The following is a 12,062-nucleotide window of genomic DNA, read 5'->3' as shown; positions in this document are numbered from 1 at the left end:
CACCCTTTATCGATTTTGTTGAGTAATAATTTTTATGATGTCATTTGCTGTTTCTTCAATTGCTTTATCCGAAACGTCTAAGACAGGGCAACCAATCTTTTCAACAATTTCTTCAAAGTATCTTAATTCCTCTTCAATTCTATCATCTTTAGCATAATCTGCATCATCACTTAGACCTAGTTGAATTAGTCTAGCTCTTCTAATTGCATTTAGGTTTTTTTGATTGATTTTTAATGCTATACATTTCTTAGGATCTATATCAAATAACCCTTCTGGAGGTGCAACTTCTGGAACTAGCGGTACATTCATTACTTTATAACGCTTATGCGCTAAATATTGAGAAAGTGGTGTCTTTGAAGTTCTAGATACACCAATAAGTACAATATCAGCTTTTGGTAAACCTCTAGGATCTCTTCCATCATCATATTTAACTGCAAATTCTATTGCTTCAATTTTTTTAAAGTAGTCTTCATCAAGTTTATGAATGTTACCTGGTTCATTAAGTGGTGATTCATTTAATTCATTACTTAAAATACTCATTAAAGGTCCCATAATATCAACATTTTTTATATTATTTTCTTCTAGTTTTTCTTTTAAGTATAATCTCATTTCAGGTTTAACTAATGTATAAACTACTATAGAATTTTGTTCTAATGCTAATGAAACAACTTCATTAATATTACTTTCATTCTCTATATAAGGTAATCTTACAATATCTAATGCATTGCCTTCAGTTTTATATTGAGATGTACATGCCTTAGTAACCAGTTCGGCTGTCTCGCCTACTGAATCTGACGCTATAATTATTCTTATTTCTTCCATTTTAAATTTATCCCCCTACTCATCTTCAATTAATGAAACAAATGCTCTTGTTATAGTTGTTTTTGTTATTCTACCTTTTACTTTCATCTTATCGCCTTTTAATTTTTTCACTACAGGTAATGCATCTATTTGTTTATCAATTAATAATTTAGCCGCGTATATTAGTAAATCGTCTTCCAAACATACCGTTATGTTAGGCATTCGACTCATATTTATACTTACTGGTGTTTCTTTTAAACTCTGTCCACCTATTGCTGCTCTTAGTAAATCTTTTCTGGAACAAACACCTATTAAATAACCTTCTTTATTAATTACAAATAATGTACCGACATCTTCTAAAAACATTTTACATATAGCTTCATATACAGATACACTTTCTTCTATAACAACTGGTATGGCCATAGATTCTTTAATTGTCATCTTCTTAATAGAATCACTTAACAACTGTGTGCTCGATTTTCCTGTATAAAAATATCCAACTCTTGGTCTAGCATCTAAATAACCAGCCATAGTTAAAATAGCTAAATCAGGTCTTAAAGTTGCCCTAGTTAAATTTAATCTTTCAGCAATTTTTTCACCTGTTATAGGACCATTATTTTTAACAATTTGTACAATATGTTCTTGTCTTTGATTTAATTCGATTGCTCTCACCCCTTCAAACACAACTCAGTTAGATTAATTATAACATGTATCGCAAATTTTGCTCAATTTGAATATCTGTTTTTACTTGATAAGTCTTACATACCATGCTATATTTTAAGTAACTTTGAAATTAAAAGCGAGTTAAGGTTGGTGAAAGCTTAACATTAAAAGTTCTGGCTTATAAAATTTCATATAAAGAGAGTGGCTACACTAATTTGGGTGGAACCGCGGGTTATATACTCGTCCCAAGGCATTATTTAATGATGTCTTGGGACTTTTTTAATTTAAATAAGGAGTGAATTATTTATGGCAAATGATATGGACAAAGTAGTAACGTTAGCAAAACACAGAGGATTTGTATTCCCTGGTAGTGAAATTTATGGTGGTTTAGCAAACACTTGGGATTACGGTCCACTAGGTGTTGAATTAAAAAATAATATTAAAAAAGCATGGTGGCAAAAATTCGTTCAACAATCTCCATACAATGTTGGATTAGATGCTGCAATTTTAATGAACCCAAGAACTTGGGAAGCTTCAGGTCATTTATCTAACTTTAATGATCCAATGATTGATAACAAAGATTCTAAAATTCGTTATAGAGCTGATAAACTGATCGAAGACTACATGCAAAATGTTGAAGGCGACGAGAACTTTATCGCTGATGGCATGAGCTTTGACGAAATGAAACAACTTATCGATGACAAAGGTATTACATGTCCTGAAAGTGGAACAGCAAATTGGACTGACATTCGTCAATTCAACTTAATGTTCAAAACTTTCCAAGGTGTAACAGAATCATCAACAAATGAAATTTTCTTACGTCCTGAAACTGCTCAAGGTATTTTCGTGAACTATAAAAATGTTCAACGTTCAATGCGTAAAAAATTACCATTTGGTATCGCACAAGTTGGTAAATCTTTCAGAAATGAAATTACACCAGGTAACTTTATTTTCAGAACAAGAGAATTTGAACAAATGGAACTTGAATTCTTCTGTAAACCAGGCACTGAAATTGAGTGGCAAAATTACTGGAAAGAATTTGCTGCAAAATGGTTAAAAGATTTAGGAATTAAAGAAGAAAATACTAAGTTACGTGACCATGATGATGATGAATTAAGTCACTACTCTAATGCAACTACTGATATCGAATATAAATTCCCATTCGGTTGGGGTGAACTATGGGGTATCGCTTCAAGAACAGATTTCGACTTGAAACAACATAGTGAATTTAGTGGTGAAGACTTTAATTATCATGATCAAGAAACGAATGAAAAATTCGTACCATATTGTATCGAACCATCATTAGGTGCTGACCGTGTTACATTAGCGTTCTTATGTGATGCTTATGAGGAAGAAAACGAAGGCGAAAAAGACCAACGTACAGTTCTACACTTCCACCCTGCATTAGCACCTTACAAAGCAGCTATTTTACCATTAAGTAAAAAGCTTTCACCTGATGCAATTAAAGTATATGAAAAATTAAGCGAAAAATTCGCAATTGACTTTGACGAATCACAATCAATCGGTAAACGTTACCGTCGTCAAGACGAAATTGGTACACCATACTGTATTACATTCGACTTTGATTCTTTAGAAGACAATCAAGTTACAGTTCGTGATAGAGACACAATGGAACAAATTCGTATGCCAATTGACGAAGTTGAAAGCTTCTTAGCTGAAAAAATTAGATTCTAAATAAAAAAAGAGCAAAGACTTTTCGATAAGTCTTTGCTCTTTTTTATATATTTAAGTTTTCTAGTTGTTTTAGTAATTTTTTTGTTCTGAATACAATTCCAACATATTCATCATACATATTATCAATCAAAGTTACGATTTCTTTCTTAACTTGATCATTAATTGTAAAGCTATTTAAATGTTGTATTGGTAGCTGGTACATTAAATTCATAAAATATAATGCTCTATTTGAAATTCGATAAGCATGTTCATCATTTACGAGTGCTTGGTTACTTAATGGGCCATTATATTTAAAGCTATACGCATTTAATTGTTGTTGATCCATATCACCTGTAATGACACATGCATTAAATCTAGGTTCATAACCATATTTAGGCATACATTTCAAAGCGACTATCATACTCATTGTATCGGCATCAACGCCTTTTTCAACAGCTTGAAATACACTTAAAAGCAAGTCATAGAAAAATACATCATGTTCATCTTCTTCCAACGCTTTATCAACTATCTCTATACAATAAGCACCATAAGCACTTTTAAAAATATCGCTTTGCATCATTCTATGACTATTTATAATATCAGCTGACGACAACGTTCCCATACCTTTAAACTTTGAAAAAATAAACAAGCCATGTACAAAGGGCTGTGTAGCACCTTGTAAAGGATGACTTGTTTTTTTAGCACCGCGTGCCATTAATGGAACTTTATGTCCATGTTCATTTAATATAGTTATGATTTTATTATTCTCACCATAATTTACTGAGCGAATGACAAATCCTTCTTGTTTATAAAGCATTTTATCATCGCCTCCATTCTAAATATTACTCGTCTTCTCTGTAACCAATTTGCTTAATGAAATTAGGTTTATTACGCCAGTCTTTTTGAACTTTTACCCATAGATCTAAATATACTTTCGAACCAAGTAACATTTCTATGTCTCTACGTGCACGTTTCCCTATTTCTTTAAGCATTTTACCACCTTTACCGATAACAATGCCTTTTTGAGAATCGCGTTCTACATAAATTGTAGCTTCAACATGCACCTTTTCACCTTCAACTTTAGTCATTTTATCAACACTAACGCCAATTGAATGTGGTATTTCTTGGCTAGTTAAATGTAGTGCTTTTTCTCTAATCAATTCTGATACAACAAATTGCTCAGGATGGTCAGAAATTTGATCTTTAGGATAATACATTGGACCTTCTTCTAAATATTTCTTGAATTGTGCTAGAAGCGTCTCAATATTTAATCCTTCTAGTGCAGAGATAGGTACTATTTCTGCAAATTCCATTCTTTTTTGATATTTTTCAATCTCAACTAGTAACTGATCTGGATGTACTAAGTCTATTTTATTTAATACTAAAAATACTGGCGTCTTAGTATCTTTTAACAAATCAATGATAAATTCATCGCCTTTACCGATACTTTCATCTACATTAACCATAAACATAATTAAGTCTACTTCTTTTAATGTATTTTTGGCGATTTTCATCATGTAATCACCTAACACATGTTTAGGCTTATGGATACCTGGTGTATCAATAAATATCATTTGAGAATCATCAGTTGTTAAAACACCTTGCACTTTATTTCTTGTCGTTTGTGCTTTATCTGACATAATTGCTACTTTATGACCTATTACTTTATTCATAAAAGTAGATTTTCCAACATTAGGTCTACCTATAATAGATATAAAACCTGATTTAAATTCATTCATTTATTCTAAATCCTTTCCTGAGAAACCTAAAGGTAATAAATCATTAACAGTAGTTTCAATTCTTTCATCTGTTTGATGTGTTAAATAAACAGGCATGTCATCATCACAAAGCTCTTTTAAGACTTGTCTACAAGTACCACATGGTGATGAAGGTTTATCTGCATCAACAGTTATTGTAATACATTTGAAGTCTCCAGGTCTATAGCCATCTGACATTGCAGCAACTAAAGCTGAGCGTTCAGCGCATATTGTAGATGGATATGCAGCATTCTCAATATTTGCACCATAATATGCTTTGCCATCTTTAGTGATTAAATATGCACCAACATTAAATTTCGAATATGGTGTATAAGCCCTTTTCTGTGCTTCTCTTGCGCCATCGTACCACTCTTGTTTAAATTCCATAATTCTTCCCCCTTATACTTACTATATAATTTTTGGTAAAAATATAATTATCCCGATTATTGCTGCCATAATTGATGACATTAATACAGCTAATGCAGCTGTATCTTTTGCATGTTTAGCAAGTGCATGATATTTATCTGTATACATATCAACAACATATTCTATAGAAGTGTTTAAAATTTCTGTTATTAAAACACTAAATATTGCAAGTATAATCCATAGCCATTCGTTTTGATTTAAATTTAATATTAAACTAACAATGATGACAATAATTGCAAATGCTAAATGTAAAATAAAATTACGGTCTTTCTTCAGTATCGTTATTAAACCAGCTAAAGGAAATTTAAAACGATTAATAAATTTAATCACGAGTTAAACCAAATTCATTTAAAATTTCATCTTGTCGAGAAAACATTTCTTTCTCATCAACTTCAGTCATATGGTCATAACCTAATAGATGTAAGAAGCCATGTAATGCTAAGAACCCTAATTCCCTACTTAAACTATGATTATATGAATCAGCTTGTTCCTTAGCGACTTCTAAACATATGATTATATCCCCTAATACTCTAGGAATATCTAGCCCTTCAATCTCTGGTTCATCCTCTTCAAGTGAAAATGAAATGACATCAGTAACTTTATCTTTATCTCTATAATCACGATTAATAGCTTGTATTTCTTCTTCATCGACAAATGAAATAGAAAGCTCTGCTTCTTGAGTTATATTTTCTTTTTTAGCAGCAAATGTCAGTAATGATTCAATTTGATTTTTTGTATCTTCATCAATCACTTGTTGTTCATCAATAAAATCCATTGTTAGCATATTAAATCTCCTCTTCGTATGCATTTATTATTTTACCTACTAATGGGTGTCTTACAACGTCTGTTTGTTCTAAATAAGACATTGAGATACCTTTGACTCCACTTAATCTTTGGTCAGCTTCAATCAGACCACTTTTAACGCCTTTTGGTAAGTCGATTTGTGTTCTGTCACCAGTAACAACCATCTTAGATCCAAAGCCTAACCTTGTTAAGAACATCTTCATCTGTGGATGCGTTGTATTTTGTGCTTCATCAAGAATAACAAAGGCATCATCAAGTGTTCTACCTCTCATATAAGCTAAAGGAGCAATTTCAATTGTACCTCTCTCAATTAATCGAGCCGTTTGCTCTGTACCCAGTACTGTATGTAGGCCATCATATAGTGGTCTTAAATAAGGATCTACCTTTTCTTTCAGGTCACCTGGTAAGAATCCTAGTGATTCACCTGCTTCGACTGCTGGGCGCGTTAATACGATGCGTTTAACTTGTCCTAGACGCAATGCTCTTGCTGCCATTACAACGGCTAAGAACGTCTTCCCTGTCCCTGCAGGACCTATACCGAAAACTAAGTCATTTTTTTTAATATTATTAATATAAACTCTTTGGCCCATTGTTTTTGCTCTTATTATTTTACCATTACTATCTTTAGTAATTTCTTCGTCATATAAATTAATAAGCTGATCTATTGTGCCTTTTTCAGCCATTTTAACAGCAGCTTGAACATCATTGATTGTTATACTTGCTCCACTTTCAATCACTTTTAGTAAGTTCATTAGGACTTTTTCTGCTTTTTCAACATTTTCTAAACGTTTTCCGCGAACACTAATTTCTTGTCCTCGAGTTAAAATATCCACCTCGAGTTCATTTTCAATATATTTTATATGCTCATCTCCATTACCTAATAATGCTTGAGCTTGATCCATATTTTCGATTTGAATTAATGTAGGCATTAAATATCTCCTTTATAAGTTGAATTGTTAACACTTTAAATGTACCAAACCTTACTATAACGTGCAATCTTATGCACTTTATTTTGCATATTATTTAATTTTTCTTGTGAAGTTATCAAATGACTTACTTTTTCAAATTCACGTAATCTATTACTGTTATTTAATTTAATTTTAGGATTGATACGCATAAGCGCAATGATAAATTCTCTTTCTTCAAGCGGACTAACCTTTTCAACTAATTCACCACTTGATACGATTTCTAACATGCTATTACCTTCTATAGATTTAGTCATGTTAATTTGCTCAATTTCAAAGATGTTATATGTGTTTTTAAAAAGACCTCTTCTAATCGTTAAAAAATGTTCTTTTATTGTGTACCTTTCAAAAAGAATGTTTAAAATAATAAGAAATACCAAGACGAAAGTTATCATTATTAAGTATTTGTTACTAATAAAAAGAGGTATTAAAGCAATTAAAAACACTATAAATGAAATCAATATAGATAAAAAACTAAGCTTTTTCTTAAATACCATTTTTATCACACCTTCTTGATTCCTACTTATATTGTAAGACTAAATGGTATTTTTGTGAATAAAAAAACAGGCTGAGACAATTAATTTGTCTCAGCCTGTATCAATATATTAGCAGTAGATGACTGAATTGAATATATGATTATATTAAGCTTATTTCAACTCATTTGGTCTTTTAAGTATTTCTGACCAAATTATACCGTTAACTACTTGGTTCTCATCAACGTTTATAGCTTCATCATTAAATTTATGTTTACTGTTCAAATAAAGTTGTTTAACCATTGAGCGTCTTGTTCTCTCAGAAAGTTGAGTATTCTTGATAATTTGTTCTGCCTCAGCTTCAATTTGAGAAATGTTATCTCTTTGTAAGTTTGATAAAGAATTTTTTTCATCTTGACTAAATTGTAATAGTTGTTTTATTACTTGCTCTTGTTTTTTAGGTCTATTTTTATGAATTTGCTCTTTTTTCTCATTTATATACGCATTTTCATGTTCATTAGATGTGTGTTGAGCAGTATTTTCTTTAGGTCTTTCACTTACTTTAGGTTGTTCAACGTCAATATTATATTGTTTAAGATGAGTTGCAAGTTGATCAGCTAAATTTTTATAGTGACCTGACATACGATCAGTAGAACTCGTTTCAGCTTTTTGTTTATAAGATTCGTATTTATTAACTAAATCTTGTAATTGTTGCTGAGCTTTATCTGTTTTTTCTGTTGCTTGTTTATTTACTGGATTTGGTCTTTGATTATTTTGGGGTTGTTTATTCTTTTTCTTTTTAGAGCTACCTTCAATAATTCCACTAACTACACTAAAAATCACCCAAATAACAAAGACGATAATGCCTATTTCCATTTCAAATCACCTCTCTTATTGGTTCGGTGAATTAGAATCTTGTGGCTTTGTACTCTTGTTAATTGCTTCTCTCATGCCAGTATCAGCTTCTACATTTTTTAAATTGTAGTAATCTTTAACACCTAAATTACCTGATTTAAGTGCTTCTGCCATTGCAAGTGGTACTTCTGCTTCTGATTCAACAACTTTAGAACGCATTTCTTGTACTCTTGCTTTCATTTCTTGTTCAGTTGCTACAGCCATAGCACGACGTTCTTCGGCTTTAGCTTGTGCAATGTTTTTATCTGCAAGTGCTTGTTCAGTTTGAAGATCTGCACCAATATTTTTACCGATATCTACATCAGCTATATCGATAGATAAGATTTCAAATGCTGTACCTGAATCAAGACCTTTACTTAATACAGTTTGAGAAATACTATCTGGATTTTCTAGAACTTTTGTATGGTGTTGACTTGAACCAATTGTAGAAACAATACCTTCACCAACACGAGCGATGATTGTATCTTCACCAGCACCACCAACTAAACGTTCAATGTTAGCTCTAACTGTAATTCTGGCTTTCGCTTTCACTTCAATACCGTTCATTGCAACACCTGAAATAAATGGTGTTTCAATAACTTTAGGGTTTACTGACATTTGAACTGCTTCTAAAACGTCACGGCCAGCTAAATCTATTGCTGCACCTCTTTCAAATGCTAAATTAATTTCTGCTCTTTGTGCCGCAATAATCGCATCTACGACTCTATCAACATTACCTCCAGCTAAAAAGTGAGACTCTAGTTGATTTGTTGTTAATGCTAAACCTGCTTTGTGTGCTTTAATTAATGGATTGATAACACGTCTTGGTGATACACGTCTTAAACGCATACCGACTAAAGTACCAATTCCAACTTTGACACCTGCTGCTACAGCTGAAATCCATAATCCTACTGGAACAAATGAGAATAAAATCATAAGCAGTACGATTAAAATGACAGCAATAATTATAAAGGCAATTAAACCTGATAACATATGCAATTCTCTCCTTCACTATCTTAAATTTCTCTTACAACAACTCTTGTACCTTCAACCTGTACAATCTTTACTTGTTTATCATTCTGAATAAATGTACCATCTGAAACAGCATCTATTCTTTCATCATCAACAAGGATAATGCCTGAGGGCCTTAATGCAGTGTATGTTGTACATATTTTGCCAATCAAATGACTTCTATCTTCGTGAGATGTATAGCCAGATTCTTTATTTGTAGAATCTCTAAGAATGACTTTATCAAAGAATGGTATTTTACGATTAAATCCTTTCACTAATATCACCCACTCTATCGTCGTTAAAATTAATGCTACAGCAATAATCATACCCATAACTAATATATTCTCTCCAACTAATATAAAACTACCTATAATAGCTACAAAGCCTAGGATACCCAAAATTGCGCCAATAACAAATAATTCAATTATTACTAATAACGCTCCAATACTAAAAAGTAAAACAGAAATCAAACTTATTTCATCAATTATAACGTAACCTATAAAGAATATAAGTGTACAAATGAAACTTAAAATTCCAGCAAAATTAATATGTTCAGAATATAATTGATAAAGAGCGCCAAGAAAAATAATACAAGTCAAAATTAACGTCACTAGAGGCGAAGTTATAAAGTCGCCAATAGTTGAAATACTATGACTTGAAACAATACCTAAATTCAAATTATGTTGAATAAAAGCAAATATGTATTCATACGCTGATGTCAATAATCTCACCCCTCATTAATATTATACAATAAAACAACTACGAACTAAAACGTATACACGTATTATTTTATATATATATATATGTACTTAAATATTTTTAATATAAGCAAAAGAACACATAAACAAGATGTTTATGTGTTCTTCATACATTTTAAACGTTAAATTTGTTCATTATAATTAATTAATATTCATTGAGGGAGTTCAATAAACTATTAATTATTTAACTTTACGTTTACGAGCTGCTTCTGATTTCTTCTTACGCTTAACGCTTGGTTTTTCATAGAACTCACGTTTACGCACTTCTTGAATCGTACCGCTTTTTGAAACTGTACGTTTAAAGCGACGTAATGCATCTTCGATTGATTCGTTTTTACGAACTACTGTTTTAGACATCTGTATTTCCCTCCCTCCAAATATCAACAAAGCTTTATATGTCATTTACATAGTAAATAAATTACTATGTACTTTAACATTATAAAATAACTCATTTTTTAAGTCAATAATCATTTGTTATGAATATTAAAATGTAACTAATCTTTCATCTTTATTAGTTGCATGATTGACTACTTTTACAAGTTTTCCTTCATTTATAGGATAACCTGGTGTCATTACTTTAACTTTCACTATTTCACCAATTAATGTTTCATCGCCATCAAATTCAATCTTCATGTAATTATCAGCATAACCAATTAATTTCCCTTCAGATGAACCACTCTCTTCGGGAATAACTTCTAAAACAGTTTGATCAAATTTAGATGCATAGTCTTTTGCTAATTGGTTAGATAACTCAATTAGGCGATGCACACGATCATTCTTAACATCTTCATCAACTTGATCTGTCATTCGTGCAGCTGGTGTACCTGTTCTCATAGAATAAGGGAATACATGTAATTCTGAAAATTGGTGTTTCACGATAAAATCATATGTTTCTTGAAATTCTTCTTCAGTTTCACCAGGGAAACCAACAATAACATCACTTGTTACAGCTAAACCAGGTAATGCTTTATGAAGTTTCTGCAACCTTTCAGAGAAGTGTGCCATCGTATACTTTCTTCTCATACGTTTTAACACAGTATCTGATCCTGATTGTAATGGAATGTGTAAATGTCTTACTACTTTAGTAGACTTATCAATTACATCAATCACCTCATCAGTAAGTTGACTTGCTTCAATTGAAGAAATTCTAATTCTTTCAAGATTCTCAACTTGTTCCAAATCTCTAAGAAGTTGTGCTAAGTTATAGTCTTTTAAATCTTCACCATAGCCACCTGTATGAATACCAGTTAAAACGATTTCTTTATATCCTGAATTAACTAAAGTTGTTGCTTGACTCACAACTTGTTCAGGATCTCTTGATCTCATTAAGCCTCTTGCCCACGGAATGATGCAAAATGTACAGAAGTTATTACATCCTTCTTGGATTTTTAATGATGCGCGAGTTCTGTCAGTAAAATATGGTACTTCTAATTCTTCATATTTTCTGTTCTTCATAATATTACCTACACCATTAATTGGTTGTCTACTTTGCTTATATTCTTCAATATAAGAAAGTAATTTATGTCTATCTTGAGTACCTACAACTATATCAACACCAGGTATTGCCATGATTTCTGCTGGAGAAGTCTGAGCGTAACAACCCGTTACACAAACAACTGCATCTGGATTTTTACGAATAGCTCGTCTGATTACTTGTCTACTTTTTTTATCCCCAGTGTTTGTAACAGTGCATGTGTTTATAATAAACACGTCAGCATTTGTTTCAAATTCTACTCTTTCGTAATCATTTTCCTTAAATAATTGCCAAATCGCTTCAGTCTCATAATGATTAACTTTACAACCTAAAGTATGGAACGCTACTGTAGCCAAATATAT

Annotated in this window: 15 protein-coding genes; 1 reads left to right on the top strand and 14 read right to left on the bottom strand. The window is 31.7% G+C overall.

What is annotated here, in order from left to right; genetic code table 11:
- Positions 1–6 precede the first annotated feature (6 nt).
- A complete protein-coding gene (locus LQ609_RS04715) occupies positions 7–822 on the bottom strand; it encodes a pyruvate, water dikinase regulatory protein (RefSeq protein WP_078356526.1) in 816 nt (271 codons plus the stop codon).
- A gap of 15 nt (positions 823–837) precedes the next feature.
- Positions 838–1,473 (bottom strand): transcriptional regulator CcpN, encoded by a 636-nt coding sequence (gene ccpN, locus LQ609_RS04710; RefSeq protein WP_078356525.1) that lies wholly within the window; start codon positions 1,471–1,473, stop codon positions 838–840.
- Positions 1,474–1,770: 297 nt separating this feature from the next.
- Between ccpN and LQ609_RS04705 the strand changes: the two genes are divergently transcribed.
- Positions 1,771–3,159: a glycine--tRNA ligase gene (locus tag LQ609_RS04705; RefSeq protein WP_115337387.1), complete on the top strand. Its 1,389-nt coding sequence runs from the start codon at positions 1,771–1,773 to the stop codon at positions 3,157–3,159.
- Positions 3,160–3,202: 43 nt separating this feature from the next.
- Here the strand turns inward: LQ609_RS04705 and recO are convergent, their stop codons facing one another.
- The 12 genes from recO to mtaB all read right to left on the bottom strand — a co-directional run bounded on the left by recO (position 3,203) and on the right by mtaB (position 12,056).
- Positions 3,203–3,955, bottom strand: a complete 753-nt coding sequence (recO, locus tag LQ609_RS04700) for a DNA repair protein RecO (RefSeq protein ID WP_078356523.1) — start codon at positions 3,953–3,955, stop codon at positions 3,203–3,205.
- 25 nt (positions 3,956–3,980) lie between these two features.
- A complete protein-coding gene (era, locus tag LQ609_RS04695; protein ID WP_078356522.1) occupies positions 3,981–4,877 on the bottom strand; it encodes a GTPase Era in 897 nt (298 codons plus the stop codon).
- On the bottom strand, positions 4,878–5,282 hold the full coding sequence (gene cdd / locus LQ609_RS04690; protein WP_078356521.1) for a cytidine deaminase: 405 nt from the start codon (positions 5,280–5,282) through the stop codon (positions 4,878–4,880).
- Positions 5,283–5,303: 21 nt separating this feature from the next.
- Positions 5,304–5,651, bottom strand: coding sequence for a diacylglycerol kinase family protein (locus tag LQ609_RS04685; protein WP_078356520.1), 348 nt, complete (start codon positions 5,649–5,651; stop codon positions 5,304–5,306).
- Positions 5,644–6,105, bottom strand: a complete 462-nt coding sequence (gene ybeY / locus LQ609_RS04680) for an rRNA maturation RNase YbeY (RefSeq protein WP_078356519.1) — start codon at positions 6,103–6,105, stop codon at positions 5,644–5,646. Before ybeY ends, LQ609_RS04685 begins: the two co-directional genes overlap by 8 nt.
- A gap of 1 nt (position 6,106) precedes the next feature.
- Entirely contained in the window at positions 6,107–7,054 is a 948-nt protein-coding gene (locus LQ609_RS04675; RefSeq protein ID WP_078356518.1) for a PhoH family protein, read from the bottom strand.
- A 35-nt stretch (positions 7,055–7,089) separates the two neighbouring features.
- The gene (locus LQ609_RS04670) at positions 7,090–7,485 is read right to left on the bottom strand and encodes a PH domain-containing protein (protein ID WP_239700847.1); all 396 of its coding nucleotides are present in this window, start codon (positions 7,483–7,485) and stop codon (positions 7,090–7,092) included.
- A 252-nt stretch (positions 7,486–7,737) separates the two neighbouring features.
- Complete coding sequence (locus LQ609_RS04665) at positions 7,738–8,439, bottom strand: hypothetical protein (protein ID WP_078356516.1); 702 nt, start codon at positions 8,437–8,439, stop codon at positions 7,738–7,740.
- Between the two features lie 15 nt (positions 8,440–8,454).
- On the bottom strand, positions 8,455–9,450 hold the full coding sequence (gene floA, locus LQ609_RS04660) for a flotillin-like protein FloA (protein ID WP_078356515.1): 996 nt from the start codon (positions 9,448–9,450) through the stop codon (positions 8,455–8,457).
- 23 nt (positions 9,451–9,473) lie between these two features.
- Positions 9,474–10,190, bottom strand: coding sequence for an NfeD family protein (locus tag LQ609_RS04655; RefSeq protein ID WP_404932018.1), 717 nt, complete (start codon positions 10,188–10,190; stop codon positions 9,474–9,476).
- A gap of 216 nt (positions 10,191–10,406) precedes the next feature.
- On the bottom strand, positions 10,407–10,583 hold the full coding sequence (gene rpsU / locus LQ609_RS04650) for a 30S ribosomal protein S21 (protein ID WP_016910862.1): 177 nt from the start codon (positions 10,581–10,583) through the stop codon (positions 10,407–10,409).
- 126 nt (positions 10,584–10,709) lie between these two features.
- Entirely contained in the window at positions 10,710–12,056 is a 1,347-nt protein-coding gene (gene mtaB, locus LQ609_RS04645; RefSeq protein ID WP_208143777.1) for a tRNA (N(6)-L-threonylcarbamoyladenosine(37)-C(2))-methylthiotransferase MtaB, read from the bottom strand.
- Positions 12,057–12,062 lie beyond the last annotated feature (6 nt).

This window comes from Mammaliicoccus sp. G-M28 (genome assembly GCF_022386595.1).
In the GTDB taxonomy this organism is placed as follows: Bacteria; Bacillota; Bacilli; order Staphylococcales; family Staphylococcaceae; genus Mammaliicoccus; species Mammaliicoccus fleurettii.
This window is presented reverse-complemented; position numbering and strand designations above follow the sequence as displayed.